The following is a 13,198-nucleotide window of genomic DNA, read 5'->3' as shown; positions in this document are numbered from 1 at the left end:
CGTTTTATAATCTTTCGCGGTCCTTTTGCCTGAGCGTTTCCGGGGCGGTTGCGCCTTCGGCCATGACTTTTATGCCATTCTCTCCCGCGAGAGATACAAGGCTGCAATGAGCAGCCCCGATAGTTTCTAATGTTCAGTGAATAAGCGAATCGTCAATAGAGAAACGACTCATCCACTGATTTTCATATCTTTGCACAAAGCCTGTGCATAATTTGGTTACATACGCTCAGGCGTTTCTATCCCGATGAGCGACAAGCCTGTTTCCAATTGTTTGAGCGTTGCTTGAGCCAGAGCCAATCTCGATGCTTTCACATCATCTGGCACACCTGCTTTTAAAATAGGTGCATTCGTCCAGAAGGATGAAAATGCCTGCGCCAGATTATAAACATGATCACAAATCCCATGCGGTGTGCGGTTGGCATAAGCAAGTTTTAGCGCACCTTCAAAAGCATCTAGTTGAAGCGCTAATACACGCTCTTCTTTCAACTCAATTTTCATCGCACCAGCAACTATGCCTTCTTCTTTGGCGCGGCGCATAAGTGATTTCACGCGAACAGCTGCATATAAGAGATATGGCCCAGTTTTACCTTCAAAAGCCACAAACTGATCTAAATCGAACACATAATTCTTTGTACGAACATTTGACAGGTCAGCAAATTTAATCGCTGCAAGTGCCACTTTATCTGCGATATCAGCACGTTCTTCAGCAGAAAAATCAGCACCCATACCTGTTTCTTCAAGGCGCTCACGCGCTTTATCTTTGGCTTGCTGGATAAAGTCATGCAATTTCAACACGCCGCCTTCACGGGTCTTGAAAGGTTTGCCGTCTTTCCCATTCATCGTGCCAAAGCCGATATGCTCTAGGGATGCTTCTTTTTCATAACCCGCAATCTCTGCTGCACGGAAAACCTGTTCAAAGTGAAGCGCTTGACGCGCATCCACAACATACAAGGTCAGATCGGGTTTGTTTGTCCGTTTTCGGTCGAGAATGGTTCCCATATCCGTCGCATGATACCCAACAGCTCCTTGCGAATTGAGCAACATGAATGGCGGCATGTCTTTTTTATCAGACTCACGTTCGACATAGATGACCCATGCCCCGTCGCTTTCGACCGCAACTTTGCGTGATTTGAGGTCTTCAACAATTTCAGGCAACAAAACATTCGCGTCAGACTCACCTTTCCAAAGGTCAAACTGAACACCAAGATCCCCACATTCCCGCTCCAGCCCGATTTGTGTGACTGCACAAAATTGCTTCCAAAGCGCACGATATCCACGACGCCCTGCTTGAAGTTCTGCGGTTGCCGTTTGCGCCAATGCGCGTACATCTTCACGGTATTCTGGGTTGGGCACTTTCTTATAAACAGTCTTTCCATCTTCGATGGTTTCAACCGTATTTTCAGCTTTCATCTTCCCAGCATATAACGGGTAGAGACGCTCTAAATCATCCATTGAAACGGGAGATTCTTCTGGATATTCGCCTTCAAAATTATCATCAAAATAAGGAAGGTCTGGTTGTTCTTCGCTTACCCCAACAATTAGCAACCCCATTTGAAGCCCCCAATCTCCAAGATGAACATCAGAGGTCACATCATCGCCGAGAAAACGGAAGAGACGCTGAAGACTGTCACCGATAATCGTAGAGCGTAAATGCCCGATATGCATGGGTTTAGCGACATTCCAGCCACCAAAATCAATCATCACATTGCGCGGCGTTTCAACAGATCCACCCCCTGCTTTACCATCAGCAAGTATTTCAGTTGTCCGCCCTTCAAGTGCAGCAGCAGATACAGTGATATTGAGAAATCCTGGTCCTGCTACATCTACACTTTCAACCAATTCCAGAGCTTCGATTTTGGGTGCGACCTCGCCCGCTATCTCACGCGGGTTTCGTTTAGCCGCTTTTGCCGCAGCCATTGCACCATTACACTGAAAATCAGCAAGATCAGGACGGTCGGCGCGGCGCACTTGCCCAAGTTTCCTGTCCAGCCCTAAGCCTTCAAATATGTCGCCAACAGCGCCGCTTAATATATTTGCTATATCTGTCATTACTATTTTTCCGCACGCTCCTATTAGCGTGCGCCTACAAAGCCTGAATTTATAAAAATCAGATGATTTTCAGCCAATCCCGTCATCGACTGATGTATTAATCTTGTCCAGCATTCACACGGAAACGTTTACCAGCGCGATTGAATTCCAATTCCTCTTCATTCAACACAAAACCAACAAACACTTCGAAGTTGGAGCCGGAAATACTCGAATCAGCTCGAGGAATAACAATATTTTCAACAGTGTCACTCACGGTTACACGATCCGCACCTTTGGGAAATGTAACTTGCAGAGGAAATGTTTCTTTTTCGATCACAGCACGTCCACGGCGCGTTACCGAAACAAAATAATCATAATTATGCGTATCACCTTGGGCATTGGGGCCACGTCCCATCGCAAAATCAATGCTGACCTCCATTTTGATGGGATCATCACCTACATACCGACAAAAACTACGAACGCCGACAATTTCACCTGTGAAACCTACATTCTCGAAAGTCTCATTTCCATTAATCTGTACCTTGCGAGATGCATCATATAAAGACGCGACCACAGGACACGGCCCTTCATTTGGACGGCTATCTAATGTATTTTGCACTGAAGAACAGCCGGAAATACCCAAAGCTATAAGTGAAAAACCTGCCGCTTTTACAAAGCTAGCCACTTTTGAACGTTGAATCAGTCCTGTCACGCGCAAAATCCTCGCATATTTTAACACATCCAGCTAAGTCAGTTTGTGAATCGAAATGAAGCACTAACCCTGAATGCGATTTGAATTTATAGAGTGTGATAGCCGTCACAGCGCTTGGGCGCAATGAGTTCATCGCTTATGTATGTGCAACAAATGAGATAAACGTGCGAGTAAGAGGAAAAATCACTATGGAAACACGCCCCAAACTGACAATTTCGCTCGCTTCGCCTCGCGGATTTTGCGCTGGCGTGGATCGCGCCATCCATATTGTCGAGCAAGCAATCGAAAAATGGGGTGCTCCCGTCTATGTTCGCCATGAAATCGTTCACAATAGGCACGTCGTATCTCGGCTAGAAAATCTAGGCGCTATCTTTGTTGAAGAACTTGATGATTGCCCAGATGACCGCCCCGTTGTCTTTTCCGCTCACGGTGTTCCCAAAGCTGTCCCTGCTGAAGCTGCACGCAGAGAAATGACTTATGTAGACGCCACATGCCCTCTTGTTTCCAAAGTTCACATGGAAGCTGCGCGTCATGCCAAAAATGGCTTGCACACTTTCTTAATTGGTCATGCCGGTCATCCTGAAGTCGTTGGTACGATGGGACAGACTGCCGAAGGCACAATGACATTAATCGAAACCGTAAAAGATGCTGAAACTGTTACGCCAACAGATACCGAAAACCTTGCCTACGCCACTCAAACAACATTGTCGGTAGATGATACAGCAGAAATCGTGGCAACGTTAAAACAACGTTTTCCAACAATAGCAGAACCAGCCAAGGACGATATTTGCTATGCCACGACAAATCGGCAAGAGGCAGTTAAAGCCTTAGCAGAAAATATAGACCTCATGCTTGTTATAGGTTCACCCAACTCATCCAACTCTCAACGTCTTGTTGAAGTGGCGCAACGCGGCGGCGCAAAGGCTTCTCATCTCGTTGGAGCCGCCGAAGAAATAGACTGGTCGTGGTTTAAAGATGTCTCGACATTGGGTCTTTCCGCTGGAGCCTCTGCGCCTGAAACACTCGTGCAGGGCGTTATCGCGGCGTGTCGTGCTAGATTCGATGTTGAAGTGAAAGACGTCATAACAGCTAAAGAAAATGTTGTGTTCCACGCCCCTAAATGGCTCACAAAAGCCTAATAGAGTGAATCTCACATCTCCGACCATAAATAGGGTCACGCTTTGCGTATCCGCTGCCTGTTGTTTGCTGGCTCTTTTATATGCTTTCGTGCTTTTCAACGCACGTTTGAATATAGATACACTTATTTCAAACTGGTATCTTTTATTTGTCGGGATTTTCGGCGCGACGATTGCCAATGCTTCAGGCACTGGAGGCGGCGTTGTTTTTCTGCCTGTTTTCAACGCGATGAACGAGAGCGGGCAATTTGCTCTATCTCAAGCTAATATTCTTGCAGCCAGCTTCTTAATTCAATGCTTTGGAATGACAATGGGTGCCATTGTCTGGTGCAAAAATCTGTACAAGCCAAATACACAATCTATCTCAATATCAACATCCGACTTCTGGAACAGCGCTGGTCTAATATTGCTGTTAGCCATTCCGACCATGCTTCTCACCCAATATTGGGTGTTCATTGATCCGTTCTGGGTGTTATTCGCCTTTAAAATTTTTTCAATCTGCTTGGGTATTGCTGTTGTTGTCAGCACGCTAAAAAATGCCAATCAGCCAAACAATACTTTGAAAACTCAAATTTCATCTCAAGACATGCGGATTTTGTTATGCCTTGCGCCTATAGGCGGATTTGCGAATGCGCTTTTCTCTGTCGGCCTTGGCGAAATCATTGCTCTATTTCTTTTTGTCAGAGGGTATTGCATCACCACCAGTTCAGGACTGGCCGTATTTATCTCTAGCATCAGCGTATTAATAGGCGCACCATTTCACATATTCGCCGGCAATGTACCTTGGATGATCATAGCCATCACCGCACCCGGTGCTCTAATTGGTGGCTTCATTGCCCGTAAAATTGCCCTCAGCCTCGGTGCGTTTAAACTTAAACTTCTCGCTGGAGGCTGGATCGCAATATCGGGCATTTTATTGCTCTTCTTCAAAGTCAACTAAGATATGAAAACCTGTTAGAGAGCTATTCCTGCGCGGCGCAAAAAGAAGATCACCGCCCAGCAACATACAGCCGTTGCTATGATAGACAGACCAAAACTCGGCCAAAATGCCAAACCAAGTTTCTGACCTCCGATCAAAACGATGAAAAACGCAATTCCCGGCGGAACAAGGAAAAATGTCGTCGTTGCAAATCGCGTTGCGCCTGCTGCGTCTTTGCCATCAATATAGATATTGGCAACTGTCATCATCGTCGCCAATGGCAATGCCACCATTAAAGATGCCACCAAAGTTGATCTTTTTGCGATTTCAGAAAGAGCCGCAATGAAAAGCGCTGTCCCCACAGTTTTCAGTAAAAACATCCACATCTAAACCAGCCTTCCCTGCTGGATGCGAACGTGACGCAGATTCTTTCAACCGACAAGCGAAATATATTGGTCAGAACCTGCTATTATTTATGCAAACGACATATTTGTTTCAAAAATTGCCGCCTGCTGTGCAAATTTAGAAGACATTACCCGTAAAACTGCGCTAAAGCATAAGAATTATGGCAGTATATACCGAAGTAGACGACAAAGCGCTGGCCGATTTTTTGGCTGATTTTGACCTTGGCCCCGCAATCGCCTTTAAGGGCATTGCCGAAGGCGTGGAAAATTCTAATTATTTATTGGAAACAGCAAAAAGCCGTTTCATTCTCACCCTATTTGAAAAGCGCGTAAACGAGGAAGACCTTCCCTATTTCATGGGCGTAATGGATCACCTCGCTTTAAAAGGCTTTCCTGCGCCTCTTCCCGTTAAAGCAAATGATGGCAAAGCCCTGCGCACACTGTGTGGTCGCCCTGCTGTCATCATCACATTTTTAACAGGCATGTCGCTTAGTCGCCCCAATGTCGAGCAATGTCGTGATTTAGGAATTGGTTTGGCCAAATTCCACGACGCTTTATCTGACTATTCCGGCAGCCGGAAAAACTCACTCTCTGTTGATGCTTGGCATCCCATGTTTAAAGGCCGCGAAAAAGAAGCAAATGCCATAAATGCAGGCCTCACCTCACATATCCAATCAGATCTGGATGAACTCAAAGCCAATTGGCCAAAAGATCTGCCCAGCGGCGTGATCCATGCTGATCTTTTTCCCGATAATGCATTCTTTCTCGATGATAAACTCACTGGCGTTATCGATTTTTATTTCGCGTGTAATGATGCTCTCGCCTATGACATCGCTATCTGTCTGAATGCTTGGTGTTTTGAAGATAGTCGCGGCGAATACAATGTCACCAAAGGCCGCGCTATGCTGGCAGGATATCAATCAATACGTCCATTAGAAGATGCAGAAAAAGACGCCTTGCCAATCCTCTGTCGCGGTGCCGCGATGCGTTTCTTTCTCACACGCCTTGTCGATTGGGCAGATACTCCACGCGATGCACTTGTGCGCCCTAAAAACCCGATCGAATATGCCGAAAAGCTAGGCTTTCACCGCAATGCTAAAGGCTTTTTTGATTATGGTGGATAGCCTGTAATCCACAGCCAAATTTAAAGATGATCTTGACCTCTTTTACAAATCATCTCACCTCGATCCTATGACAGATATGATTGAAATATGGACAGATGGTGCGTGTTCGGGAAATCCCGGACCGGGTGGCTGGGGTGCTCTGATCGTCAATGATGGCCAAGAAATTGAGCTATATGGCGGCGAAGCTAACACCACCAATAACCGTATGGAATTAATGGGGGCGATTGAAGCGCTGAATTCAATCAATACATCATCCAAGATCACGCTGCATACCGATTCCACTTACGTCAAAAATGGCCTCACACAATGGATTCACGGCTGGAAAAGAAATGGCTGGAAAACAGCTTCCAAACAACCCGTGAAAAATAAAGACCTTTGGCAAGCGCTCGATGAAGCCTGTAAACGTCATCAAATAGAATGGAAATGGGTCAAAGGCCATTCAGGTGATGAAGGCAATGAACGCGCCGATAGTCTTGCGGTTAAGGGCGCTCGAGAAGCAGCGGGTGGTAAGCTCGAAGTCAACAAAACTGAAAAAGAGCCTTCAACGCCTGTTCTAGCAGAAAAACCGACTGCGCCAGAAGCGCCAAAATCAGGCCAAGTCCAAATATGGACAGATGGCGCTTGTTCGGGAAACCCAGGTCCAGGTGGTTGGGGAGCCCTCCTCAAAATGGGTGAGCACGAAAAAGAACTCTATGGCGGCGAGAAAGATACGACCAATAATCGCATGGAATTAATGGGCGCAATTGAAGCGCTCACCTCACTCAAAGGCCCGTCAAATGTTATCTTGAGCACTGATTCAACTTATGTGAAAGATGGCCTGACCAAATGGATACATGGCTGGAAAAAGAATGGTTGGAAAACCGCTGCAAAAAAGCCAGTCAAAAACCAAGACCTATGGCAAGCTCTCGATGAAGCTTGCAGTCGCCATCAAATAGAGTGGCGATGGGTTAAAGGCCATGCGGGCGATGAAGGCAATGAACGCGCCGATGGCCTCGCTGTTAAAGGCTCTATGGAAGCGTCAGGTAAAGCCTGATTTCTTAGGAACGACTTACCTCAGCTTCGTCCACATTCAATCCACGTGTTTTAAGTTTATGCCCAACTGTCACTAACGCATCGAGTGCCGGAATAATTTCTGTACCGATCTGGGTTAACTTGTATTCCACAGATGGAGGTGATGTCGGCAGAACATTGCGCTCGATGATACCGCGCTTTTCAAGCTCAGAAAGACGCGTAGACAAGACTTTTGCTGATATGGGCGGAATATCTATCTTCAGCTCACTAAATCGCCTTGGCCCTTCTCTTAAATTCCAGATCACATTGGGTGCCCAAGCCCCTGAAATAAAAGACATACAATGCGTCAATGCACATGGTGCAGGCGGATCAGGACTCTTATTTTTGCGAATTTTTAAAGCCATCAGATTTCTCGGTAACTGCCAATACACCTAGTTACTCCAGAGTAACTGCATAATGGAGTTACTACAAGAAACTTAGTTGGCAAAGGAAACTATCTATATCAAATAAGTGTCGTCACTAAAACAGGAGATGACACATGAAACTCTATTTCAAAACCGGCGCTTGTTCCCTCGCTTCTCGAATAACATTCAATGAATTAGGTCTGCCATTCTCATCTGAAGCAGTCGACACGGATAAAGGCCTGACGCAGAGTGGTGCGGATTTCAAAACCATAAACCCCAATGGTTACGTCCCTGTTCTTGAAGTGTCTCAAGGCATTTATCTTTCAGAAAACCCAGCCATTCTTCAATACATCGCGGATCAGAAACCTGACTCAACGCTTGCGCCAGTGAATGGAACCTTAGAACGTGCACGCCTGCAAGAAGCGCTAAACTTCACCGGTTCAGAACTTCACAAAGCATTCTCTCCATTCTTTAGAATACCAGATATGAGCGATGAAGTGCGCAGTGAACACATCAAAAATCTATACAAGAAAGTGCAACACATCGAAAATCAGCTCTCTGATGGTCGCACATTCCTGCTTGGAGAAGATTTCACAATCGCTGATGCCTACACAATAGTTGTATTGAACTGGGCAAATTTTATCAATGTCGACCTTAGCCAATATGCCAAAATCGGTGCCTATTTGAAAAATGGTTTTGCGCGTCCTGCTGTAATTAAATCATTAAAAGAAGAAGGCATTTATCAGGAAGAAACGGCCTGATCGTGTCTAATTTTGCAGCCATAGAAAAAGTGCTTCTAGATTATTTTGACATGCTTTATTTTTGTGACGTTGAAATACTGGACCGTGTTTTTCATCCCCAAGCGCTCTATGCAACAGCCGATGAAAAACCCGCTTTGTTTCGGTCGAAAGACGAGTACCGATCCGTGATTGCGACAAGACAGTCTCCAGCTTCACGTCATGAAATCCGCAAAGACAAGATCGAAAAAATAGAATTAGCTGGAGAAAACACTGCATTTGTACGCGCACGATGCAGCATCGGCCAACGGGATTTTATAGATTTTCTAACCTTCATCTATACCGATGGAGAATGGCAGATCATCTCTAAAGTTTTTCATTTCACTGACAGAAAAGCAATTTAAACATGCCTTATGTAAACATCAAAATCACGCGCGAGGGGAATGTCACTGCCGCTCAAAAAGCGAGCCTAATCAAAGGCACGACAGAGCTACTTCGAGACGTTCTCGGTAAAGATCCAAACACCACAATGGTTGTTATTGATGAAGTGGATCTAGACAATTGGGGTATTGGCGCGCTTCCAGCATTGGAATTTCGTGCACAACGCCAAAAGTAGAATGATAAAAGCCTGCTTCACCAAATGAGGCAGGCTTTTTCAAACATAGCTAACAATCTAGCCTTTTAAACTAGGCTGGTTTCACGATGACTGTAGAGCCTTCACCCGAAACAATTTCAACATTGTCTCCGATGTTCAGCACACCCTCTTCATTAAATTGAGCGCGCCATTCAGAGTCATTGACTTTTACACGGCCAAAGCCACCCAAGAATTCACCTGTTACAATTGCTTTTTTCCCTATCATGGAAGCATAGCGATCATTGAGATTTGGATGGGATGTAGGTGGATTACGAATCCCCGCAAACATAGTGCGCCCCAATACCATCAAAATGATGGACGAAATAACAAACACACCGACTTCATATTCCCATGAAGATAAGCTTCCCGGAGCAAGCGAAGCATAAAGTGCAGTTATGCCTGCAGCTATAGCAATCCACAATAAATCAAATGTGCCGAGCATCATCTCAAAAATCAGCAAACCAATGGCAAGTGCAATCCAGTGCCATACAGTTAGCTCAGTAAACAAAGCATCCATTTAAACGGCTCCTTCCATTCTATCGGTACAGCATTCTAGCCGAAGAAGGCGGACAAATTGTGTTCGCCTTCTCCGCAAAATAGTCAGAATTTAACCTTCCCAAGGTGAATTTGAACCAGATCCACCATTTCCATTGGAGCCATTCTTTGCACCCTTTGGCGGGTTTAAGCCTGTCAGTGCACCAATGCCTTCAATTGCGCCTGCAATCCCTGCAAATTCAGCCGGAATAATAACAGTGCGCTGCTGATCAGATGTCGCCAGTGCTTTGAAGGCTTGGATATATTCCTGACCAAGGAAATAATTCACAGCATTCACATCGCCAGCCGCAATCGCTTCAGACACCATTTGCGTTGCCTTGGCTTCTGCTTCTGCTTCACGCTCACGCGCTTCAGCATCACGGAAAGCTGCTTCTCTACGCCCTTCTGCTTGAAGAACAGCAGACTGCTTCTCACCCTCTGCACGCAAAATAGCTGATTGCTTATCACCTTCCGCCTGCAAGATTTCAGCCCGCTTGATGCGCTCTGCTTTCATCTGGCGTGCCATGGCTTCTGTAATGTCATGTGGCGGAGACAGATCAGCAATTTCAATCCGCGTGACTTTTACGCCCCAAGGATTTGTCGCAGCATCTATAACGTGCAGCAGACGCGCATTAATATCATCGCGGTTAGACAAAACTTCATCCAGATCCATAGATCCAACAACAGTACGAATATTGGTCAAGGCAAGGTTGGTTATTGCACGCGTAATATCATTGACTTCATAAGACGCGGGCACAGCGTCCACAACTTGCGTAAACACAACAGCATCACACGACACCATCGCATTATCTTTTGTGATCACTTCCTGCTGGGGCACATCCAGCACGGTTTCCATCATGTTCACTTTGTGACCGATACGATCAAAAAACGGCACGATGAAGGACAATCCCGGACTCAGTGTTTTTGTGTAGCGTCCAAATCGTTCGACAGTATATCTATGCCCTTGAGCAACGACTTGCACAGAACTCAAAATTACGACAACGGCAAAAATGATTCCTGCCACCGCAACAATAGAATAACCTTCCATTTACGTCCCTTTCCAAAAATGAATATTTGTTCACTTTACCATATCACAAAGTAAAAATCCAATATAATTCAAGGAATAACGAATTATGTCAGAATTCTATACTAAACTGTGTTTAAAGCTGGGCAAGCATATACTCAGCAGATGATACTTTAAACTCCCCACCATCTTCTATATTCAATTCTACAACCTTGCCGTCTTTGATCAGCATTGAATAACGTTTACAACGCGGGCCCATACCAAAGCCACGACCATCAAGCTGCGTGCCTGTCAGGTCAGCAAACTCAGCATTTCCGTCCGCAAGCATGATAATGTCTTCACCAACATTTGAGCTTTTGCCCCAAGCATCCATGACGAAAACATCATTCACAGATATACAAGCGATTTTATCAACGCCCTTTGCACGTAGAGCTTCGGCATTATTCAAATATCCAGGTAGATGACTGACTGAACAGGTAGGCGTGTAAGCGCCTGGAACAGCAAACAGAGCAACAGTTGCACCCGAAGTCAGATCTTTTGTCGAAAGCGGTTCAGGACCATTTTCACCCATCACAACGAAGTTAAATTCTGGGAGTGTATCGCCTTTGGAAATAGTCATAAATAAAATCCCTTTCATAGGATAATCTGATTTTAGAATTTAGAATCAAAAACTGTTGTAATTAGAAATATGTTACAGCTGGATACTCCTCGCGCAATCAAGATTCAGTGACATTAGAAATTACAATACTGAAATTCTCTCGTTTTTGATCAAACATCCTCTTGCAGAACGCCGCATTTAGCGCAACCTTGCCTAAGCTAGTCATCTGGAGTTCGGCATTGGAAGGTTCACTCAAAGGTAAACTGCTTATTGCACTCCCAACGCTCAAAGATCCCCTCTTTGAGCGCGCCGTTATTCTTTTGTGTGCCCACAATGAAGAACATGCGATGGGAATAGTCATTAATCACGCAATGACTGATATCGGATGCAATGAATTATTCGATCAATTGGGCATGCAGAATGCGCCATCAACGCAAGTTCCGCTGTTACTGGGCGGCCCTGTTTGCCCTGAACGCGGTTTTGTTCTTCATTCAGATGATTATGACGCAGAAGGCGCAACAGCGTCGATTATGGATGGCGTATGCCTGACTGCCACCGAAGATGTATTACTTGCCCTCGCATCAGACACACCACCAGAAAAAGCTGTCTTGGCGCTTGGTTATGCAGGTTGGGGTGAAGGCCAGCTAGAAGAAGAAATCATGGAAAATGTCTGGCTGGTTGCCGATGCATCAGAAGCTCTGATCTATGATAAATCTTACAACACTAAATGGAACCGCGCCTTAGCAAGCATCGGTGTATCTCCAGAAAACTTAAACTCTCAAGCTGGCCACGCTTAATTTAGGCAAGCCACGCTTAATATTCACCGACATGTTGCATTGAAAATGGCGCGATCTTAGAGCGTAGAAATTCCAGTATCGCATCTTCGCAAACCGGCTCACCACTCACATACCCTTGCAAGAAATCACACCCGACATCACGCATATGATCAGCCAATGCATGTGTCTCAACCCCTTCAGCTGTGACGCTCATGTCCAGATCATGTGCAAGATCGATAATCGCCTTGATAATAACGCGCCCGCGTGGCCGGCTCATCATAGAGGTCAAACGTTGATCCAGCTTCAACCCATCCGCAGGGATATCTGCCAGCCAAGCAAGAGAAGAATGCCCCGCGCCAAAATCATCTAGCACAATGCCTGCACCTGCGGCCCGAAAAGCTGCAAAAGCACCCAAAGCACGGTTCACATCCCTTAGCGCAGCCTGTTCCGTCAATTCGATACGCAAAACATCACGCGGAAGGTCACATGCACGAATAATGCTCTCAACTTCCTGCACTAATGTAGCACGCGCTATTTCGGCAGCGGATAGATTGACCTGCATGAAAACATCGCCCGCAGAGCGCCGAAAACGCGCTAATGCTTTGGCAGCTTTGTCCAGCATAGTTGGCGCAACATGCGTCCAGTCAGCAACCAAGCCATATTCATATAGTCCTTCAGGTCCGATAAGCTCCCCCAAAGGTGTGCGCCAACGGGCAAGCGCTTCAAATCCTGCCAATTCCCGTGTCTTTGCATCCCAGATTGGTTGGTAAACCGGCTCAAGCCCATCTAAATTCGTCACAGTGACTTTGCCCGCAGATGAGCGCACATATAATAATCCACGCGCCGTGCCATCATCGATAGCAGATCCGATTATGCGTGCTGAATCGCCGTTTCGTAATATGACTTTTTGATCTATGGCAAAATCAGGCGTATTGCCGACAAGTATTTTTTCAATACCAGAGCGTGCTAATCCATCCAGCTGCGCAAGAAACTCATTGAGTGTCCACTCGCCTGACATATATTCCAGAGGGCTCGACGGATCTGCCTCAATCGTGAAGCGTGCATCCAGTTTAGACCAATGCCATACAGCAGCGCGCGCGGCACTGATTGCTGTGCTTTCATCTAAACTTGCCATTCACTTCTCCTAGATCGGAAGC

General features: G+C 45.9%; 16 protein-coding genes, 1 pseudogene and 1 riboswitch. Of the genes and pseudogenes, 9 read left to right on the top strand and 8 right to left on the bottom strand.

The features are described 5' to 3' along the window. Positions 1–7: 7 nt before the first annotated feature. A riboswitch (glycine riboswitch) is annotated at positions 8–97 on the bottom strand. Positions 98–216: 119 nt separating this feature from the next. Both argS and HBAL_RS05250 read right to left on the bottom strand, forming a co-directional pair. After that, the gene (argS, locus tag HBAL_RS05255) at positions 217–2,049 is read right to left on the bottom strand and encodes an arginine--tRNA ligase (RefSeq protein ID WP_015826892.1); all 1,833 of its coding nucleotides are present in this window, start codon (positions 2,047–2,049) and stop codon (positions 217–219) included. Positions 2,050–2,146: 97 nt separating this feature from the next. Beyond that, a complete protein-coding gene (locus tag HBAL_RS05250; RefSeq protein ID WP_015826891.1) occupies positions 2,147–2,740 on the bottom strand; it encodes a hypothetical protein in 594 nt (197 codons plus the stop codon). A 188-nt stretch (positions 2,741–2,928) separates the two neighbouring features. On the opposite strand from HBAL_RS05250, the gene ispH reads away from it, so the two are divergent. Next, entirely contained in the window at positions 2,929–3,879 is a 951-nt protein-coding gene (gene ispH / locus HBAL_RS05245) for a 4-hydroxy-3-methylbut-2-enyl diphosphate reductase (RefSeq protein ID WP_015826890.1), read from the top strand. A 4-nt stretch (positions 3,880–3,883) separates the two neighbouring features. Then, a complete protein-coding gene (locus tag HBAL_RS05240; RefSeq protein ID WP_015826889.1) occupies positions 3,884–4,816 on the top strand; it encodes a sulfite exporter TauE/SafE family protein in 933 nt (310 codons plus the stop codon). A gap of 14 nt (positions 4,817–4,830) precedes the next feature. On the opposite strand, the gene HBAL_RS05235 is transcribed toward HBAL_RS05240, so the two are convergent. Continuing rightward, positions 4,831–5,175, bottom strand: a complete 345-nt coding sequence (locus HBAL_RS05235) for a DUF3147 family protein (protein WP_174256050.1) — start codon at positions 5,173–5,175, stop codon at positions 4,831–4,833. Between the two features lie 185 nt (positions 5,176–5,360). Here HBAL_RS05235 and thrB point away from each other — a divergent pair, with 185 nt between their 5' ends. The 3 genes and pseudogenes from thrB to rnhA (HBAL_RS17020) all read left to right on the top strand — a co-directional run bounded on the left by thrB (position 5,361) and on the right by rnhA (HBAL_RS17020) (position 7,356). Then, positions 5,361–6,323 carry a homoserine kinase gene (gene thrB, locus HBAL_RS05230; RefSeq protein WP_015826887.1) on the top strand — a complete coding sequence of 321 codons (963 nt, stop codon included), beginning with the start codon at positions 5,361–5,363 and terminating at the stop codon, positions 6,321–6,323. A 67-nt stretch (positions 6,324–6,390) separates the two neighbouring features. Beyond that, a pseudogene (gene rnhA / locus HBAL_RS17025) lies at positions 6,391–6,828 on the top strand (ribonuclease HI); the annotation flags it as partial. A gap of 99 nt (positions 6,829–6,927) precedes the next feature. Then, positions 6,928–7,356, top strand: coding sequence for a ribonuclease HI (rnhA, locus tag HBAL_RS17020; RefSeq protein WP_041301990.1), 429 nt, complete (start codon positions 6,928–6,930; stop codon positions 7,354–7,356). A gap of 4 nt (positions 7,357–7,360) precedes the next feature. On the opposite strand, the gene HBAL_RS05215 is transcribed toward rnhA (HBAL_RS17020), so the two are convergent. Beyond that, positions 7,361–7,738, bottom strand: a complete 378-nt coding sequence (locus HBAL_RS05215) for a winged helix-turn-helix transcriptional regulator (protein ID WP_015826885.1) — start codon at positions 7,736–7,738, stop codon at positions 7,361–7,363. 134 nt (positions 7,739–7,872) lie between these two features. Here HBAL_RS05215 and HBAL_RS05210 point away from each other — a divergent pair, with 134 nt between their 5' ends. From HBAL_RS05210 to HBAL_RS05200, 3 genes are read left to right on the top strand one after another with little or no spacing between them, the layout of a single operon-like run. Beyond that, a complete protein-coding gene (locus HBAL_RS05210) occupies positions 7,873–8,499 on the top strand; it encodes a glutathione binding-like protein (RefSeq protein ID WP_015826884.1) in 627 nt (208 codons plus the stop codon). A gap of 2 nt (positions 8,500–8,501) precedes the next feature. Continuing rightward, positions 8,502–8,879: a nuclear transport factor 2 family protein gene (locus tag HBAL_RS05205; RefSeq protein ID WP_015826883.1), complete on the top strand. Its 378-nt coding sequence runs from the start codon at positions 8,502–8,504 to the stop codon at positions 8,877–8,879. A gap of 2 nt (positions 8,880–8,881) precedes the next feature. Next, the gene (locus tag HBAL_RS05200) at positions 8,882–9,091 is read left to right on the top strand and encodes a tautomerase family protein (protein ID WP_015826882.1); all 210 of its coding nucleotides are present in this window, start codon (positions 8,882–8,884) and stop codon (positions 9,089–9,091) included. Positions 9,092–9,161: 70 nt separating this feature from the next. Here the strand turns inward: HBAL_RS05200 and HBAL_RS05195 are convergent, their stop codons facing one another. From HBAL_RS05195 to HBAL_RS05185, 3 genes are all read right to left on the bottom strand, one after another. After that, on the bottom strand, positions 9,162–9,626 hold the full coding sequence (locus HBAL_RS05195) for an NfeD family protein (RefSeq protein ID WP_015826881.1): 465 nt from the start codon (positions 9,624–9,626) through the stop codon (positions 9,162–9,164). 90 nt (positions 9,627–9,716) lie between these two features. Next, on the bottom strand, positions 9,717–10,691 hold the full coding sequence (locus tag HBAL_RS05190; RefSeq protein WP_015826880.1) for an SPFH domain-containing protein: 975 nt from the start codon (positions 10,689–10,691) through the stop codon (positions 9,717–9,719). Positions 10,692–10,803: 112 nt separating this feature from the next. Further along, on the bottom strand, positions 10,804–11,286 hold the full coding sequence (locus HBAL_RS05185; RefSeq protein ID WP_015826879.1) for a peroxiredoxin: 483 nt from the start codon (positions 11,284–11,286) through the stop codon (positions 10,804–10,806). Positions 11,287–11,504: 218 nt separating this feature from the next. Here HBAL_RS05185 and HBAL_RS05180 point away from each other — a divergent pair, with 218 nt between their 5' ends. Then, positions 11,505–12,062, top strand: a complete 558-nt coding sequence (locus HBAL_RS05180; protein ID WP_015826878.1) for a YqgE/AlgH family protein — start codon at positions 11,505–11,507, stop codon at positions 12,060–12,062. A gap of 16 nt (positions 12,063–12,078) precedes the next feature. On the opposite strand, the gene HBAL_RS05175 is transcribed toward HBAL_RS05180, so the two are convergent. Then, positions 12,079–13,176 (bottom strand): EAL domain-containing protein, encoded by a 1,098-nt coding sequence (locus HBAL_RS05175; protein ID WP_015826877.1) that lies wholly within the window; start codon positions 13,174–13,176, stop codon positions 12,079–12,081. Between the last annotated feature and the right edge of the window lie 22 nt (positions 13,177–13,198).

It is taken from the genome of Hirschia baltica ATCC 49814, from assembly GCF_000023785.1.
GTDB classification, from domain to species: Bacteria; Pseudomonadota; Alphaproteobacteria; order Caulobacterales; family Hyphomonadaceae; genus Hirschia; species Hirschia baltica.
The sequence above is the reverse complement of the archived record's forward strand: the minus strand, read 5'-3'. Positions and strand labels throughout refer to the sequence as shown.

Bases quoted from the DNA above. Each gene is read 5' to 3' on its own strand.
- argS (WP_015826892.1), bottom strand. From the start codon at position 2,049: ATGACAGATATAGCAAATATATTAAGCGGCGCTGTTGGCGACATATTT.
- ispH (WP_015826890.1), top strand. From the start codon at position 2,929: ATGGAAACACGCCCCAAACTGACAATTTCGCTCGCTTCGCCTCGCGGA.
- HBAL_RS05235 (WP_174256050.1), bottom strand. From the start codon at position 5,175: ATGTTTTTACTGAAAACTGTGGGGACAGCGCTTTTCATTGCGGCTCTT.
- thrB (WP_015826887.1), top strand. From the start codon at position 5,361: ATGGCAGTATATACCGAAGTAGACGACAAAGCGCTGGCCGATTTTTTG.
- HBAL_RS05215 (WP_015826885.1), bottom strand. From the start codon at position 7,738: ATGGCTTTAAAAATTCGCAAAAATAAGAGTCCTGATCCGCCTGCACCA.
- HBAL_RS05210 (WP_015826884.1), top strand. From the start codon at position 7,873: ATGAAACTCTATTTCAAAACCGGCGCTTGTTCCCTCGCTTCTCGAATA.
- HBAL_RS05200 (WP_015826882.1), top strand. From the start codon at position 8,882: ATGCCTTATGTAAACATCAAAATCACGCGCGAGGGGAATGTCACTGCC.
- HBAL_RS05195 (WP_015826881.1), bottom strand. From the start codon at position 9,626: ATGGATGCTTTGTTTACTGAGCTAACTGTATGGCACTGGATTGCACTT.
- HBAL_RS05190 (WP_015826880.1), bottom strand. From the start codon at position 10,691: ATGGAAGGTTATTCTATTGTTGCGGTGGCAGGAATCATTTTTGCCGTT.
- HBAL_RS05185 (WP_015826879.1), bottom strand. From the start codon at position 11,286: ATGACTATTTCCAAAGGCGATACACTCCCAGAATTTAACTTCGTTGTG.
- HBAL_RS05175 (WP_015826877.1), bottom strand. From the start codon at position 13,176: ATGGCAAGTTTAGATGAAAGCACAGCAATCAGTGCCGCGCGCGCTGCT.